The organism is Ruegeria sp. CF8, from assembly GCF_056537285.1.
The window spans coordinates 61,563-78,309 of the sequence record NZ_JBQFRG010000011.1 but is presented as its reverse complement, the minus strand read 5'-3'; the positions used below and the strand labels follow the sequence as shown (position 1 = coordinate 78,309).

The 16,747-nt window shown below is 52.6% G+C and carries 11 protein-coding genes; 8 read left to right on the top strand and 3 right to left on the bottom strand.

All coding sequences use genetic code 11. The features are described 5' to 3' along the window. Window positions 1–157 precede the first annotated feature (157 nt). Entirely contained in the window at window positions 158–2,335 is a 2,178-nt protein-coding gene (locus tag ACR0EV_RS20560; RefSeq protein WP_480801799.1) for a hypothetical protein, read from the bottom strand. Between the two features lie 152 nt (window positions 2,336–2,487). On the opposite strand from ACR0EV_RS20560, the gene ACR0EV_RS20555 reads away from it, so the two are divergent. The 8 genes from ACR0EV_RS20555 to ACR0EV_RS20520 all read left to right on the top strand — a co-directional run bounded on the left by ACR0EV_RS20555 (window position 2,488) and on the right by ACR0EV_RS20520 (window position 14,753). Then, the gene (locus ACR0EV_RS20555; RefSeq protein WP_480801798.1) at window positions 2,488–8,973 is read left to right on the top strand and encodes an SIR2 family protein; all 6,486 of its coding nucleotides are present in this window, start codon (window positions 2,488–2,490) and stop codon (window positions 8,971–8,973) included. Window positions 8,974–9,645: 672 nt separating this feature from the next. After that, the gene (locus ACR0EV_RS20550) at window positions 9,646–10,965 is read left to right on the top strand and encodes a tyrosine-type recombinase/integrase (RefSeq protein WP_480801797.1); all 1,320 of its coding nucleotides are present in this window, start codon (window positions 9,646–9,648) and stop codon (window positions 10,963–10,965) included. After that, window positions 10,962–11,609: a hypothetical protein gene (locus tag ACR0EV_RS20545; protein WP_480801796.1), complete on the top strand. Its 648-nt coding sequence runs from the start codon at window positions 10,962–10,964 to the stop codon at window positions 11,607–11,609. The genes ACR0EV_RS20550 and ACR0EV_RS20545 overlap by 4 nt, the downstream gene beginning before the upstream one ends. 61 nt (window positions 11,610–11,670) lie before the next feature. Further along, the gene (locus ACR0EV_RS20540; protein ID WP_170397617.1) at window positions 11,671–11,871 is read left to right on the top strand and encodes a helix-turn-helix transcriptional regulator; all 201 of its coding nucleotides are present in this window, start codon (window positions 11,671–11,673) and stop codon (window positions 11,869–11,871) included. Between the two features lie 279 nt (window positions 11,872–12,150). Continuing rightward, the gene (locus tag ACR0EV_RS20535) at window positions 12,151–12,396 is read left to right on the top strand and encodes a hypothetical protein (protein WP_480801795.1); all 246 of its coding nucleotides are present in this window, start codon (window positions 12,151–12,153) and stop codon (window positions 12,394–12,396) included. A gap of 477 nt (window positions 12,397–12,873) precedes the next feature. After that, window positions 12,874–13,404 (top strand): hypothetical protein, encoded by a 531-nt coding sequence (locus ACR0EV_RS20530; RefSeq protein ID WP_480801794.1) that lies wholly within the window; start codon window positions 12,874–12,876, stop codon window positions 13,402–13,404. Window positions 13,405–13,692: 288 nt separating this feature from the next. Then, a complete protein-coding gene (locus ACR0EV_RS20525; RefSeq protein ID WP_480801793.1) occupies window positions 13,693–13,938 on the top strand; it encodes a hypothetical protein in 246 nt (81 codons plus the stop codon). A gap of 74 nt (window positions 13,939–14,012) precedes the next feature. Beyond that, window positions 14,013–14,753, top strand: a complete 741-nt coding sequence (locus ACR0EV_RS20520; protein WP_480801792.1) for a hypothetical protein — start codon at window positions 14,013–14,015, stop codon at window positions 14,751–14,753. Here the strand turns inward: ACR0EV_RS20520 and ACR0EV_RS20515 are convergent. Both ACR0EV_RS20515 and ACR0EV_RS20510 read right to left on the bottom strand, forming a co-directional pair. Next, entirely contained in the window at window positions 14,728–15,465 is a 738-nt protein-coding gene (locus tag ACR0EV_RS20515; RefSeq protein WP_480801791.1) for a hypothetical protein, read from the bottom strand. The two genes, ACR0EV_RS20520 and ACR0EV_RS20515, sit on opposite strands and share 26 nt — an antisense overlap. 349 nt (window positions 15,466–15,814) lie before the next feature. After that, window positions 15,815–16,630 carry an HNH endonuclease gene (locus tag ACR0EV_RS20510; RefSeq protein ID WP_480801790.1) on the bottom strand — a complete coding sequence of 272 codons (816 nt, stop codon included), beginning with the start codon at window positions 16,628–16,630 and terminating at the stop codon, window positions 15,815–15,817. Window positions 16,631–16,747: the final 117 nt, after the last annotated feature.

The following is a 16,747-nucleotide window of genomic DNA, read 5'->3' as shown; positions in this document are numbered from 1 at the left end:
GTTAATCGAGGTCCAAAGGTACAGCTAATCCGTGTGCGCAATGATCTTTGGGGGAAATCAGTGACTCTTCTAGCTGATCTACGATAGCTTCATCGAAACCACCTACATTCAAACCCAGACGCGAGCAAATGATCGACGATTAAGGTGACGACACCGGTCATCGTGCGGTGTGTATTGTCATCTGTACCGGTCCGGGAAGATCAGAGTGACCAAGCATACCGGTTGACGTATTGGATACAATACCTCTGAGGATTGTTTCGAGCGAACGAGCGCCATGCTGCGGAGACCATTCTTCCAGAAGCCAGTTCACCAGATCGTATGTCAGCGCCGCCTGACGTTTCTTTGGGGCGTAGGACGTAAACTTGTTTTCCAGCAGTGATCGCAAAAGAAGCGCCCGGTGCAGAAATGCGACAGTTGCTTTTTCGGCACCGTTCGAACTGGCGACGCCTGCGATGTCAAGATAGCCGCTAAGCCGTGATACGAAATCAGGCAGCTTTTGCTTGCTCTCCAATTCTTCGGCATCGGCCAATTCTTTCGCAGACATCTTAAGGTCACGATCGATGCCGGCAAAGCGGGCAAAGCTGGGGGCCGTGCCTCCGGCGAAGACAAAAATCCCGCGCCCAACAGGGCGGATCGCGTCCCCGTCGCGATACTCACCGTCTTGCATCGGAGCGAGAAAATTCTTGATCAGCTGCCTGTCACCTGAATCGAACTCGTCAAAAAAGCACAAAGGCACTTTTCCTTTCAGGTTTACGTCCCGGATTTCCTGAAAGAACAATGGCAACGTGTCTTCGGTTGCCTGGCTTAGATTGAATTCCAACGTCGGGTTTTCGTTCTTGTCGACGAGTTGTTTGACCCCGAACGACTTGCCCGCGCCTGGTGCACCGAAAACGGCGAATGAGATCGGCGTGGCGCGAGACTTGTCCGCATTGTAGTCACGAATGAGTAAGCCGATTGAACGCAACGACTCGATCTCGTTGCGGTCCAGGGTTCGCAATCCACCAATTCTGGCATGGGGCAGGTTTGCAAGGGGGCCATCGGGCCCAAAAAGCACAATAGTTTCGGCAAGGTATCGGACCTTTGCGTCAAAGCTGTCGTCACCTGCGCGGGGTGAATCGAGCGGCACGCTGACAAGTTGGTCAATAGCGTCGCGCAACAGATTTGCCGTGTCGCCGATGTCCGGCGTAATCAAAACATAGTGTACGCGTTCGCCATCATCGGCTTGTTGCTCGGCTTCCACTCTTGCCTTGATGTCACGAGGACGCAATTGCCCCTTCTCGTCAACGAGGTAGCTGTCGGTGGCAAAGGCCCGCGTTGTCTGCATCGCAAAGCAGACGGCTTCGCCCAAATCACCGTTTGCCTCAAGGTCCAGTACCCGGTCGACGAAAGCCGCAAGAAAGGCATTCATCTTGCCGATCATGCTGCCCGGAAGATCCACATCAGTGTCTCCTTCGCGGGACTTGGGATCGCATACTAGACGAAGCGAGGCTTCTTGATCATCTGTACCGGTGTCGATCAGCGCTGCGGCTTCGACGCCGAACAGAACGATGAGCGACGTGTCGGTAAGCATCAACTTGCGGAAAGCGTCGTCCGCCATCGCATCCCGCAGATCATCGACCACGGCATCCCAAGAGGGTGATCGTGCGATACGGATACCGTGTTGCCGCAGATCTTCGGCTTGAACGAACACGACCCGACGAGAAGCATTTTTTGCCTCAGAAAAGGACGTCCAGACCTCACCCTCGGCCAGCGGAAGATGCATTTTCAGAATCACAGTTTTTGTGGTCGAGCTCAGGACCGTCTTCAGGAACTTGCCCTGACTGCAGTTTTCTTTCCGCAGATCGTTTCCCGCATCATTTATAACGACGATTTCGTGATCAGGCACGGGGAGGCCTTCAGTTGATTCCGAGCCGCGTTTTTCCTCGACTTCCCGATACCCAAGATTTTTTTCGACACGCAAATTGAGCTTGGAATACTTTTCCTTTTGCTCTTCAGGCGTCAATTCAGAGCCGTCACTGGCCTCAACCGATCGGGTTTTCTTCGGCAGCCCGGTTTTGTCATCGGTTTCAACGTCCTGCAAAATTGCCAAAGACTCAAGTTTCTTTGGGGCTTCCGCAACGAATGGCCGGGTTTTTCCTTCCCGGAAGAAATTCAGCATAAGTTGCGTCATGTGCACGCCGCCATCTTCTTGAAAGGAAAAAAACTGGTCGTAGTTTTTCCAGTCGCTGCCTTGTCCGGTCGCACCGGTGCGTTTCAAAGGCAGGATGTAACGATCGTCGATTGCGTCCCCAAAAAGAAGGATTGGCAGGTCTTCGGTCGTTTCGATTTCGCTCATCAGATTCCCACGGGTAATCACGCTCGCCGTCTTTAGCGTTTCGCACGTAAGTACGCATTGCAACAAAAAAAGCTTCTCAGCTTGGCAGAATTGCCCATAAGCTGCGTTAACTTTCTAGGCAGGCTGGTGTGGATAGTGCGTGGGGGTAAACGGTGACAGAGGGTTACAGCCACAGTAAGTCAACGAAAGAGCAATTGGCCGAGGTCAGGGATCAGCTTAGGCATTGGCCCTACACGATCCACCAAATCGACGACACCCTGGATATCGGGTTGATCGAAGGGCGCGGGAAACAATTGTTGTTCCGTGCGATACATGCGCGAAATCTCACAGCTTTTGCCGGAACGGGTCTGTCCATGGGATATGGCAGGCTGGGCTGGAAAGAATGGGAGGCCGAGCAGAAACGCATTGCCGACGCAAATTCCGAGTCGTTCCTCAAATTGTCGGCAGCAGCGATTGAATTGATCGAAAAGCTGATCTTGTACGTTTTACCGATGGCCGAATGGGACGGCAGCGTTCCAAAATTCGGCAATCAACAAGAGTTGGACCTATGGCACCACCTTGATCCGGAAAAAAAGTCCACCGAGGCCAAGCATGAAACCGGCTGGGGTCAAAAAGAGGCCCACAACGTCTGGCGATGGTTGCGCACCCGCAGCAGTGCCTTGTTGTATGCCAAGTTTCAGATCGAACGGCTGAAGCAGACGTTTGATTTGGCTGGCAGCGATGACGGAACCTTTCCGGGCGGTGAGGAACTGCCTGTGAAGTTCGAGGTGGCCCAGCAATTGCACCACGAATTGTACCGGCATATCTCGTTATTCCTGCCAGATTTGCCGCAGGGCGGAGCCGTAACGGAGTCTTGGGAAGAGTGGTTAAAAGACGCGAGACTTGGCGCGCGCGCTGACCAGAAGTCATCGGCACCAGTAGATTCTCTAGGTGAATTCGAGAAGATACTTGATAACTACAATGATATCGAGCCGCTAAAAACGCTTCGTAAAGAATACTATAATTGTTTCAATGACTTCGCTGAACGCATGGCCAGACCAGAGGCCGCACTGAAGTTCGAGACACTTGCCAAAGCTTTGCTGGTCGATGAATGCCCTCACGCTTTGCTGCTGCTCAGAAACGGCGTGTTTCGCGGCAAGGATCCCGAAAGTAAAAAAAGCAAAAAAATAAGACGCGAGTGGACCAAGTTCACCAAAAATCTCGACATCTTCAAGCTTGATAATCTCAAGCGCGATCTGGACGGGATTCGCGAAAACCAAGAACGTTATCGTGTCCTGACGCCGTTCAAGATCAGCGTCGCCAAACGGCTGATCAAAATGCACAGGATTAATGGCGACTTGCCCGAGTGGCAGGATATGGACAGTGTCGTGTACGAAAAGCTGAATGCGTTCGTCACGTCCGAAAGAACTGTCGATCCGGGTGGCGAACGCATCTTTCTTTCACCGTCCTCGCGGTTTCTGGTTTCGGTTTATATCTGCCGTCTCACGTCTTTGAAAGAATGGAAGAAAAACGAGATCGAAAGTAGTATTGAAGCAGGCGATCAACCCAGTTACGACAGGCTGTTTGATAGAGATGGCGTTCTTTCTCCTCCCGAGATCACGGATTTCAAGAACCGAAAGTCAATCATCGCCCCGATGCTTGATCCCTTGCGCCGAGCGGTGGGCGATCTGGGAATTCGCCGGTACGTCACCACGAATTACGATTTCGAGATCGAGCGTTTTTTTCAGGATTCAGGCTATCGCACCTTCGCCGATGAACCGGAACCGGACGGTCTGTCCGAGACCACTGGTTCGGTGAAACACGATCCCGACGCCTTTCGCACCGATAGCATCGGAGGGGTTCTACGCGATCAGACGTTTTCGGAAAAAACTGCGGCCGACATGATTGGCTTTGCCATCGAAGCAGGCGAGCACGACGCCGCAGTTTATCATCTGCATGGCCGGGCGACGCACGAAGACAACCTTGTCATCACCGAACGCGACTACATGGAACTATACATGACTGAGGGGCCGGGTCGCGAAACGGCAGATGAGGGCATTTCGCTGGTCTTTTCGGGGGCGCCGCTGGTCTTTCTGGGGCTCGGGATGAGCGAAACAGACCTTTTGCGCCCGCTCCGCCAGTTTATCTCGAACCGGGACCGGACAATTGGCTACACATCAATCGCACTTTTGCCTGCTGACAGCAGTATAGAAGCACGAACCAAGTTTTCTTCCGCGCTTTTCCTGCGCTATGGTGTTTACACGATTTTCTACGGCAGCGGCGCGGTTCAGTTAAGGTCCCTGACCGAGGAAGCGGAGCAAGTTGAAAGCCCCGCAGAAGTGACCGGGACAGAAGAAAACAGACAAGATCCAAAGGAATACGGTCTTGACTGGATGAACCGCGTTCTTTCCCTGATCAATGCCATGCGGAAGGTTACGCAGGCCTTTATTGACTACGACGATGAGGAAATTGAAGAATGCCCCGAATTGGTCGAGCGGGTCGAAAAAGAACGAAGCGCAATTCAGGACGATCCAGAAACGCCCGCTGACGAAACTTCTGCAAATCTCGCGGGTGCGGTTGAGATTTTCAAAGCGCTTGAAAAGGCTGTCAAACCGATAGGTCCTGATCTGGCGGATACAGGATATTCTAAAGATACTCCCGCGCTGCGCGTACTACTGGGTCTCAAAACGCCGCTCATGGAAGCTGGGCAAAATGAAAAAACAGGCAATAGCGACAAGGAAAAAGAGAAGCAAAAAAAGGCATCTGAGGCGCAAGTTAGGGACATTTGTAAGCGTATTCTGTCTGAATCCTCAAAGTCTCGCTCGCTGAAACTAGTGAACTGCACCTTTGTCCCGGTTCGCCCGCGCAATGCCCCCAGCCGACATCGCGATGTTGATCCCCCGGTCAACAGCGCCGATTTCCTGAGCTTCGAACTTGACCTTCTGACCGAGATGCTTGCGATGACGCTCAGGCTCAGAAGCAATCTGAGCGACGACGAATTCAAGCGCGGCCTTCCCGCAAGAATTCTGATGCTTGATGGTTTGGCCGGTGGAGTGCGGACAAGCTGCATGAACGCGGCGCTTGAAAGCATCGTTCAAGAGCAACGTCAGTGGTGGAAGCGGTTTCAGCAAAGCCCCCCGCATCGGGTCGCCCGGTTCCAGGATGTGCCACCCGTCGAACCCGGTGAACCACGCCGCTATGTGCGCCACAGCGTCGACAGCGTCATCACCGACATGTCGCGTCTTGAAAAAGACAAGTTGCCGCCGGGGGCGTTGCGGACCAAGCAGGATCCCGGAGCGCTGAAACCGCAGGTCCGCACCGAAATCCGTGCGTTCGATACTTTTATCGCCGCCCTTGACGGGCGGTCGGAACCGGATGGGTTTGCCCCGGATCAACGTGCACTTCTCACTGTTGCCGCCCACCGGGGTATCGGCAAAGGCACATTCATGGCGGCCATGGCCAGCCGGAGAGGCCTTGACCTGTATACACGCGCTGTCTGGGGTCGGCATCAGGGCGTGTCGCTCAGCGGCGCAATCTTTGTGAATCTTAGTTTTTCGCCTGAAATCGGCTCGGTCCTTGATATGCTGGTCGAGGCGGTGCGCAGCGAGGCAATTCAACTGTCTCAGCGCGGAGGTGTCGAGCCGGAAACACTTGAAAAGAACCTAAAGGCGGTCCGAAAGGCAGAGCGGCAGGTTTCACGGATGACGCGTCTTAGGGCGGCGCTTGCTGCTTATGGCGAAGCATCCGACAAAGTGGCGCAAAGCAACTGGTTTGCCCGCATCAGGCCGCGCCTTATGATTTCGATCAGTTCCGCGGAACTTTTGTTCGATGTGCAGCGCAGAACCAAGAGCACCGAAATCGAAATGCTCTTGGACATCCTAACAGGTCCCGATCATCAGAACCTGCCGATCGACGTGGTGTTCGTTGGGGCGGAAAAAGGTCTTGGCCCGCCGTGGTCGGTTCGCAAAGATAAATCTGAAAAGAATAATGCGCCTCATCGGCGGCTTCTGAACCGACCGTCTCTTCCGCAGCGTGCAGAAGAGACGGTAAAGCGCCGTCTCCGCAACAGCATGATCATCGAAGATGACGCTCTGAGCCCGAATGGCACCGAGCGTGCCAGACATTTCATTCACTTCGCGCGCCCAGTGAACCCGACGACCTTTCTGATCGACAATTTTCCGACACTGGCCACCGCGTTGTTTCTCGCCAACCCACCAACGGCTCAAGAGGATAAGGATAGCGAACATACCAAACTGTTAGAAGACGCAAGACAAGCGTTCGAAGCCTGCACCAACAATGCGTTGACGGTCTCGGATGAAACACTGGGCGTGCTTTGGAAGCGCAGGGAACTTCCCCACAAAGGTGAGCTGGCGGTTGCCCGTGACATCGTGCGCAGATGTGTTCTGGACGAAGACAAAGAGCTGCTCGACAAATCAAGAGATCGGAAAAAACGGAGTGCAACGGACGAAATTCAAACCGCCATAAACAGAATCAGCTCGCTACCGTCAGAATTGGATAGGACGAAATCTGATCGAGAGGTTTTGACCGACAGAATTTGTAGAGCAGCCGATATAAGTGTGTTTGATGAAGACAGCGAAGCAGCGCCAGAAAACACAGACAGGGAGAAAACGCGCCTTCTCGCGGCGTTGCGCAAACGGCTGCGGCATGATCCCCATAGACAGGAATGGCGTGTTGTGCGGCAGCGGCTGGGTGACAGCCGGTTTTCCCTGACCATCTTGATTGCCGCCGCCGAGCATATGGTGATCCACGCCGAAAAACCCATTGATGCGGGTAAGCGGGCCTCAAATTTCATTCTGACAACGGTTGAGCAAAGCCGGAATTTCGGGATCAGAAAACGAGATGAGCACGTTCTGGAAGCAGTCCTGGGCTGCTATCGTGGATATCATCAGATCGGCGACCCGGATCTGGATTGTGACCTGCACCTTTTGCTCATTCGCCATCTCGGGGTTATCGCTTCACCAGTCGGCTCTGCGGTTCTTGTCCGCTTGCCGGACATCCGCGAGTATTTCAATCGCATCGGCGTCGAGCTTGAAAACTCACGCCGCCGCTTCATCGTCCGGGCGCTGACGACCCTAGCGTACCGTGGTCTGGTGTTTCGGCTTGACCCGCATCCAAGGCTGGTCGCCTTGGAGAAAGAACAGCCGAGTACTGAGCAAAAGTCCTGGCCCGCAGACCTCGAATTCCGCTATGCACTTCACCGGATCGTGCAGCGCTTTGCAATTTCGAAGCTGAATGTTGGGGCTGACGACCCGGTTAAAGTGAACTCATTTGCGCCCACGCTTTATGCCGCGATGCCCTCAACCGGCCCGCGTCTGTCGTCCGAGAGCTACAAGTTCCTACGGTCTCTTCTACTTGGTCTAAGCCAATACCCCGACATATCGAACCGTGAGTCCGGAATAACCCCTTGGCTGTTTACGACCAAAGACCGTTCCGTTCGAGTACAGGCGTTGCGCGCTTCGCTCAGCCTTGTTCGGTCCAACCTGTCCGTTGCCATTGTTTCGCGGCTGAGTGACACACTTTCGAAACCCGTTGGACTACAAAAACGTGGGTATCTTGAGACCTATAAAGTGCGGCTGCGCTGGATCGTTCGGCTGGCGTGGGAATTGCTGGATGAAGAGTATCAGAGCGTCGAGACGCAACCCGATCAGGAATTTCGCCACATCAATGCGCTCTACCGGGATGAAATCGTCTGGCTCTACAACGAATTGGGCGTCGTGTCTCTTGCCCAAGGTGCCCTTTCGGATGGGCTTGGCTTTCTGCGACAGGCTGCCGAGTTCAATCAACACATCGAAGGGCGAACACCGGGTGGTCCGAACTACAACCACATCAGCCTCAACCATGGCATCGTACAGCTTGAGCGAGGACGGCTTTCTTCGGCGCGACAACGGCTTGAGAAGGTAAAAGAGGCCGCGCGACCCCGCAAATGTGCGATGTTTCGTCTAGCCGAAGGCTACCTTTGCGTTCTGGATCATATTACCGGCTTGCACGAAGGTCTCGACAACCGTTTCGCAGAGGTGACCCAATCACTGCAACAACTGCCTGCAACCCGCGCTTCGGCCATAATGCTGCAACATCGCGCGCGTTTTTTGGCGAAGACTCAACCCGAACTGGCCCGCGAGAACATCGACCGAGCCACGGTGCTTGCGGAAACCGGTGGCCACGAGGATGTGCGCCATCACTGCAACCTGGTTTCAATACGAATTAACTCGATCGCCACAAAGGAAGGCGGTCTTATCCCGCAAGACCGAACGTTTGGAATGCTGCACGACATCGAAAGCTACGCCTCGCGTATGTCAATCTGGAGTCTGCAATGTGAATGCCTAATGTACCGCGCCAGTTTGTTGGTAGCCGAGAGCGAGACGACGACCGCCGGAAGACTATTGATGCGGGCTATTGCGATCGCCAAGCGTCACTCGATGGGTCTGAGGCTAAACCGGGCAACAACGCTTTATGCGTTGATGCTCTTTGTGCGGGGAGATCGGAGAGGAGCCGCGCGGATCGCCAACGTCTCGCTCGAAATGGCAAAGTCATTCGGCTACAACCTTGAAACGACGCGGGCACAGATAATCCTGTCGGATTGCCGAGGTGATAGGGCCTTTTCAAGCGCTACCGGAGAATACAGCCTTGTTCAATTCTGAGCGGAATGCGGTCTTATTAGGCGTAACGTCTTATTAGGCGTAACAATGTCTGCCCTAGAGTGCATATCTCAACTGAACTTCGCCCTGTTTCCGGACATCGGGGTAATTTATCGCTGTCCACGAAAGGAGCATGGAATGGGACAATTGAGACGGACGCTTACGGATGGGTTCAAAGCCGCAGCCGTCGATCGGCTTTATTAGCTTGACGCTACATTAACCGGTGCTGCCAAAGAGCTGGGTGGTACGAGCTCGCAGTTGAAGACGTGGCGTTTGATGATCGAAGCGGCAGGATCGATGGTGGCACTGCGCAGGCAACATCCGCGTTCGCCACGTGGCAGATCAGCAGGAACATGCGCCTTCGGCGTCTGATCTGCAAATCAGCCCTGATTTTCCCAAAAGGGAAGTCAGGATCATTGAAATCGGTCTAGGTGCTGGATGAAGGAAGTGAGGCGAAAATGGCAGGGTTCTGTCGCTGGTGGCAGAACTATGTGTCGCCTGACACAAAGGAAAGTGGCGGACCGAGGAACCGCCATGATAGCGTCGCGATCCGTGGTACTAAATCGCAATTTTTCAGCAGGTTATGCAGATATTTTGCAACATTGATGTCGCACGACGTCTCAAGTTGTAGTACAAGATAGTATAATTTTAGGCGGGTAAGTAGGAGGGTGTAGTATGCCGCGCGTATCCAAGGAACTGTCTGCGCTTGATGTCAAACGGATGCAACACGATGGAAGAACCTCCCGCAACGGCAAATCGCTCAATATGAACGTCGCAGTTGGTGGCGTAAGTGGGCTGCTCCTGCAAATTACCCCAAACAACGGCAAAACATGGTTGCTGCGCACTACTGTCGGCGACCGACGCCGTGAAATCGGCCTTGGCGGCTATCCTGACGTTCCTCTCGCCAAGGCACGAGAAATCGCTCGCGAACAAAAAGACAAAATTCAAAACGGCATTGATCCAGTGGAAGAACGAAAAGCCCAAAAGGCTGCCCTTGCCGCCGCCCAGCGCAGAGGTCTGTCATTCTCAGACGCAGTTGATCGGTATTTGGACGCTAAATTGGATGCCCACAAAAACCCGAAACACCGGCAACAATGGAGAAACACTCTGACCACACACGCCGTACCTGAACTTGGGTCCATGCTTGTGGATGACATCACCGTTCAGGATGTATTGCGCGTACTCGAACCGATATGGCGAACGAAAACTGAGACTGCATCCCGCCTACGAGGTCGCATCGAAGCGGTCCTGTCATGGGCCACCGTTGCAGGGCATCGGTCTGGCGATAATCCGGCGCGGTGGGCAAACAATCTGAAGGAGCTTCTCCCCGCCCCTTCCAAAATCGCGAAAACCCACAATCAGCCTGCACTGAAGGTCGAGGATACGCAGCGTTGGCTGTCCGATCTTCAAGATAGAGACGGCCTTGGCAGCCGCGCACTTGAATTCCTCACGCTGACGGCGACACGTTCTCAAGAAGTGCGAGGTGCACGATGGAGTGAATTGGACTTAGATGTCGGAATGTGGATCATCCCGGCGGATCGAACAAAGATGAAGCGTGAGCATCGTGTTCCACTGTCCAAAGCTGCAATTAAATTGCTGCACGCCATCCCGCGTTTCTCGGATAGTGATTTGGTGTTCCCTGCGCCAAAGGGCGGCCAAATGTCAGATATGACGTTAAGCGCTACCATGAAACGTTTACACGAAACAGACGTGAAACAAGACGGCCCGGGGTTTCTTGACCGCGTGAGCAAACGGCCAGCGGTCCCTCATGGTTTGCGCAGCACATTTCGAGATTGGGTTTCTGAGTGCACAAGTTTCCCCGGCGACATGGCTGAAGTCGCTTTGGCACACAAGATCAATAATAGCGTAGAAGCTGCCTACCGGCGGGGAGATATGTTGGAAAAACGGCGGACTATGATGGATGCTTGGGCTGACTTCTTGGCCGGGGAACAATTCGAAAACAATGTGGTGCAAATTCACGGAGTACACCGATGAACCCGGGTTCAAAAAGGAAGCTGATTGAAAAGAATCTGATTGCTAGCGATGAAATGTCCGAGGTGTCGGAGTATCTAATCCTATTCCCTGCAACCGGCCCCCTACCGGACCCGGTGGAAGTTGAACAAGCCTTGAGCAACGGGAAAGCTGCAAGTCTGGCCGAAATCAAGAAGATAATCGGATACGAGAAGTTAAAAGCCTCTGCTGGAGATGCGGAACATACACCCCCTTACTTCTCGGATGAATGGTTCGATGCGAAAATGACCCGAAGGCTGATTGCACTCGAAGAAAACGCTGCTGAGGCTGAGATCGATTTATCCTCACCTGATCTGCAAGGCATCATTTCTGGCTTCATAGCACTCGGACGATTGATGGAAGAAAAAGAAGCAAGAAAGCTTCATTTTCGAACGGTTAAGACCGGCAAGAAAGTACTTAAAGGTCTCGACGAAAATCGCGATAAACGATCTTCGGAAATCGACCCGGAAACTTTGGCGCGACTTGACTTCATGCACGGGCTAATTGCGCAAGGACATTCAAAGTCTAATTCGGCGCGCCTAGCGACCCAAAAGGGGTTAGGCTGTTCACAAGGTGCCAATCTCCAACTTCTCAAACGCTACCCTCAAATAGCCGGTACATCCGGCTAGAGCGTCCCAAGGTATTATTGCCAGTGTGACGATACACGACGTATCAGCACACGAGGCGACAATGAGACAAAAAACTGAATTTTTACTGAGCGATAAGAATGTCGCTCAGCGATTGAATGTTCATCGGGGCACGATTTGGCATTGGCTCAAACACGACCCGACATTTCCAAGACCTTTTAAGCTTTCTGAGCGCTGCACACGTTGGCGCTTGTCGGAAATTGAGGCGTGGGAAAATGCTAAACAGCGGGGTGCGGCAGCATGAAACGTATCCCGCACACCAACGAAATCACAGCACTCGCATTGACCGACCCGGAACCAAGTTTCCTATCCCTCGTAAAGGGTGGAGCAAACCAGCGGCCATTCAGGTCTGTCAAAAACGAACCGGCTAAGGACGAAACACGATCCGTTACTCTGTCCGAACGCTGGGGTCTTCCTAGGAGCGAAACCAATTCGTCGCCTGAAGCAACCCGCGCCCAGCGCTGCACTCAACTAGCTTCCGCACTCAGCGGGCGCATCACTTCCTTCAACGATGAGTAAGACAATGACCGAGAACGCAACCCTCCGCTACGGTGGAACCTATACTCTAATGCCAATTGGTCCCGAAATGGCGAACCCCATTCTGTTCAAAAACGGTGAACCAGTTCCCGTGACACAAGAAATTCGGAAGCACTTGGAACAATATGCTACCTTCGATCAGGAAGCGCGGTATTCTGATGGACGAATTGAGCGAACCAAGCTTTGTTCTTTTGAATTCTCTCCGACGGGCGATCAACCCGACGATCAGTAAAACGACTTCAACCGGTTGTCCGGGAAGAGGCCGTTCCGTTGTAGCTGACAGAACATATTTTCTTCCCGGCCAATGGACAAAGCCCAAAGGCCCCACAAATGAAAACAGAGATTGCACCCGGGTTCACAGGAAGAATTCCTGCGCCCTCACGTTATGGATTTGCCGAAAGTAGTGAACACTATGCATTCGAGATAACGCGATTTGGTAAGTTTCGGATCATTGAATGCTCCGACAGAGTTCAGTGGATCATCCAAAGACGCGTATCACCCCAAAACGAGCGTGCTGGAACACGATGGAAGGCAATAGGGTACTTCATGACCCGCGAGGCGCTTGCACGCCTGTGGCATGCTAAAACAGGCACTGTGTTGGTCGCTTTTGACCACTCCACTTTAAATTCCAAGAACGCAAACCTACGATTTGGAAATCCTACGCAACCGTCTATCGCGCCTTCAACATATCTCGGTCAGGAGCATCCAGATGGGGCGTGACAAAAGGAATGAGAACCGGAATCATCAATTTGCGAAGTGGCACCCGCATGAAGCCAAGCTACCCGCGTGGAAAGCCCTGAGTTCCTCGGCACAAGCAGCGTACATGCATCTCAAAGTTCGATGTCGCTATGAAGGCAAGAAGCTGAAATTCAACAACAACGGGATTGTTGCGCTATCCACGCGGACACTAGCGGCAGAAATGGGCGTTACTCCAAAAACAGCAGCTACGGCATTAGCAGATTTGCAGGCAAAGGGGTGGATCGTGTGCACAAGACGGCACAGGAAGGGTATTGAAGGTAGCGCGTTGTCCCCGGAATGGCGATTGACGATGCTACCGACTGAACATCTCGGCAAACCAAAAGCACCAACTTACGACCCACGATTTTGGGAGAAGGACAATGACTACGAAGTCATTGAATACAAAAACAGCAAAAGACCGGGTCATGCTCGCGGGGACGCTACACGGTTCCGGAGCGCGAATACTGAAGCGTCCAATGTGCTTAGGTTTCGAGGCGAGTAATTCAGAAACCTGCTGCTAAGTCTGCTGCACCCTTGCCGCAAAGTTTGCAGCAGAATTTCCAAGGTTCGCGCCAATCTGCTGCAATGTCTGCATCAAGAACCGCTCAATTTCTCGCGCTCCCTGCTGCAGAGTTTGCCGCACATCTAATCGCCATCTCCCACGTGCCGTTTACGCCTGCACTGCCGACAATGAGTTTCCATCCAACTAGGAAAACCTGTCAGAGAAAGCGCCCGATTTGCACCCGGGTTCAAAATTCCATCAAAGCAACCAACAAATTCGGAGAAAACCATGAATACCTTGATAGCGATTGCCACAGTTTCGTATTTGCTGGTCGGCCATGCCGCATACAGCAAGATCATCATTCCGCGCACATACTGCGAAGCGCTCGACGGCGATGAAGACGCGATGTTGTCGCTTATCCACCGGAATGAAAAATCGCTCGTCTATTACCTGACTTATGGGGGTTGGTTGTTGTTCTATCCGGCGTTCTTCGCATTGGGCTGGATCATCGCCCGTTTGGACTTAGACATTTGAACCCGGGTGCAATTCTGAGCGCGGCTCAAAGGCGAAATCCTATCTGACATACACTGGCTAAAGAGAGAAACGACATGGGCAACACAAGCCAAGAACAAGACCAAACCTCAGGTCAAATCCCTCACAGGAAAACACCAAAGGGCGGTTTCACAGAAGGTCGGCGGATGCAGCATGTACGCAAGCAAATACAACGTTCCGTCAGGCAGTATCCGCAACGGTCACCGGAAGCGTTAGACCGCATAGACAGAGAAATCGAAGCAGCCGTTCGGGAAGATCGCCAAATTCGCTTGGACCATGCATTTCCCCACGCTGCCGGTCACCCCAGACGGATGGCCGCAAGTTTTTCACGTTCCGTTTTGAACCCGGGTGCAAACGGCATTGAACACGTATCCGAAGAAGAAACTTCGAAAGTCGAATGCCGTGACGTCGAATACGTTACCGAGTTTAGATTGGTTGTTGTCCACCGCATGTCGCTACGGGGTGCACCTCTTGGGCAAATCGGAGCGTTACTGGGAATATCCTCCAAGCACGCCCAGCGCCTCTTTGACAAGCTGACAGATCGCCTTGTAACGGAAGCAAAGCAAGTGGACGTCGCAGCTTTGGTGGGCGAGACACTCGCCTTTTATCACGCGGTCAGAGCGGAATGCATGAGGATTGCTGCAACCAGCACCGACACATCTGCACAGCTTAGCGCGTTGAATACCGCGCTAGCGGCAGAAGCGGACAAACACCGGTTTCTTCAGGCCTACGGTCTTTACGACAATGCAAAATATGTCCCACAAAATGCCTCTACTGGGCACGATAAGACTTCTTGATTTCACTCACCAGATAATTGTCGCCGACAAGCTTTTCGACAGCATCATTTGTCTGGTGTACCACATCCTGCAAGTGTTCTCTATGCGCTTGAAAAACAATATTCCGGTTCTTTCGCCCCCTACTATCCACCTTGTTGCTGACAAAATTCCTCAGATCATTCTGAGAAATCGCAAAATCCCTGAGCTCTGGTTTTTCCTGCAGCACAACACGGAATGCGAACGGGCGTAGCTTAATGTCATATTTCACGCCTTCACGGTGGAAGACTAGGAAGCTGTCCTGATGTATCCCGAATTCTCTCAGGCCCTGAGTATCTGACATGGAAGCAGGAACAGTACGATTTGGGTGCTCTGAAGTGTCCCATACTGCTGTAATGTCTGTAACAGGCTTGCCCCCGGCAACTATTTGAAACACATCTAACAGTGTTCTGGTCAGCTTGATTGCTTCCACATTAGGATCATCAACTTTTTTCATTTTCCCATACAAACTGTATGGAACCGAAAATGACTTTACATAATAGTCTCGCATCCGGACGCTTCTACCTTCAAGAAAAGATGCGCTCTCTCCGTCAAGATACCTTGAGTTAGGCCAAGAGAAGAGGTTCTTTGATTCGCAGGTCGAAGGTAGTGGGTAGCTTTCTACACACCTAATTTTGGTCAGTTGAGCCAGCGTTCCCGAAGCGCTCTTAATCAGCTTTGGAAGCAAGTCTGTCATCGGTGAATCCTATGAAAATTCGAGTTGATCATTGGGTGCTTTTTGAAACGAGTTTTCCTTGAATGGGCTGCTATTTCGGCGCGGCCGTCACTCGGCGGCACAAGCAAATCAAGTGCATTTCTGGGTCATGTTTTTTTCCAGCGCCATGAAAACTATAAGCTTTTTCGCGATAAATAACTTTTCCCTCAAAGTACAGGCCCGCAGCGACCCAAGAATGACTCGCAATGCCACTCCCCTATCAAAGGCCTTGGAGCCACCTGGTGAGTACGCATCCAAAAACACCGCGATGAGGCCAAACTTTCAATTGACCGAGTGCGCGAGATCTTCGTCAAAATCTGAGGGTGTTCTCTTAAACAAACACCTGTTCGAGAGTTTTGACGAAGTGCAGCATTTCTTGGTTACGCATTTTTGCATCGGAACCGTAGTGAGCTCTGCGATGGCAGTTTGGGCACAACCCAATCATGTAACGCGGATCATCGGGACCACCGTCGCTAAGTCTACGAATATGGTGCACTTCCAAAAATGGAGCGCCACTAGATGTTTGGAATGGCGCGGGATCACCACAGTCTTCACACTTGCCTGTAGCACGCGCCAAAACGTAGTCCCGGACGGCTTTGCTCCGTTCGAAAACGGTGCCCGAGGATGATCGCCCCTTGCTCGGTTGGTTTACAGCTGCGGCCATTGCCCGCTCTCGCAACGTGAAAAGGTCAACGGAGCTTGTATCGATTGGCGCTTCGGCTATCTGTGCTTGAACGGCTCCGAGTGGGCGGAGTTCAAACACATACGCCTTTCTCATGTCACCTAGGCTGTCTGGAGCTTGTCGCTCCAACACACCTTCTACTAAGTATTGGCCTTCGAACCGGAGACCGCTTTTCTGTTTCTGGAACAGTAGAAGGTCTTTTCCATTCGCAGCGTGATCGCGGATGGCTTTGTTGCCTTTGGCCATAATCATATCGCCAATTTGCCCTTCCCCGAAGTACTCGAAAACCCCATCTGATCGCAGGCCATCCTCGTAACCGTGATGACCTCCTTCTTTCGCCGTTACGATTACGATCAGGTTGTGTTCCTTAGGGGTGATGATGCCACCCTGTTGTTGGCCAGAGTATTTAGCGTGGATGTCCTGGCGCCGGTTGTATGTCCGGCCAACTTCAAATCCCCAAGTCACTAACATTCCTTCCTTTTCGATGTGCGATGAGTTTTGACAGCTCAAAAATTGAGTGTCGAGATTGGATGTGCAACTAAGTTGCGCCAGGATGATTGTATTCGCCGACGGTTTACCAGC

Coding starts and splice junctions, on each gene's coding strand:
- ACR0EV_RS20560 (WP_480801799.1), bottom strand. CDS start 2,335: ATGAGCGAAATCGAAACGACCGAAGACCTGCCAATCCTTCTTTTTGGG.
- ACR0EV_RS20550 (WP_480801797.1), top strand. CDS start 9,646: ATGCCGCGCGTATCCAAGGAACTGTCTGCGCTTGATGTCAAACGGATG.
- ACR0EV_RS20545 (WP_480801796.1), top strand. CDS start 10,962: ATGAACCCGGGTTCAAAAAGGAAGCTGATTGAAAAGAATCTGATTGCT.
- ACR0EV_RS20540 (WP_170397617.1), top strand. CDS start 11,671: ATGAGACAAAAAACTGAATTTTTACTGAGCGATAAGAATGTCGCTCAG.
- ACR0EV_RS20535 (WP_480801795.1), top strand. CDS start 12,151: ATGACCGAGAACGCAACCCTCCGCTACGGTGGAACCTATACTCTAATG.
- ACR0EV_RS20530 (WP_480801794.1), top strand. CDS start 12,874: ATGGGGCGTGACAAAAGGAATGAGAACCGGAATCATCAATTTGCGAAG.
- ACR0EV_RS20525 (WP_480801793.1), top strand. CDS start 13,693: ATGAATACCTTGATAGCGATTGCCACAGTTTCGTATTTGCTGGTCGGC.
- ACR0EV_RS20520 (WP_480801792.1), top strand. CDS start 14,013: ATGGGCAACACAAGCCAAGAACAAGACCAAACCTCAGGTCAAATCCCT.
- ACR0EV_RS20515 (WP_480801791.1), bottom strand. CDS start 15,465: ATGACAGACTTGCTTCCAAAGCTGATTAAGAGCGCTTCGGGAACGCTG.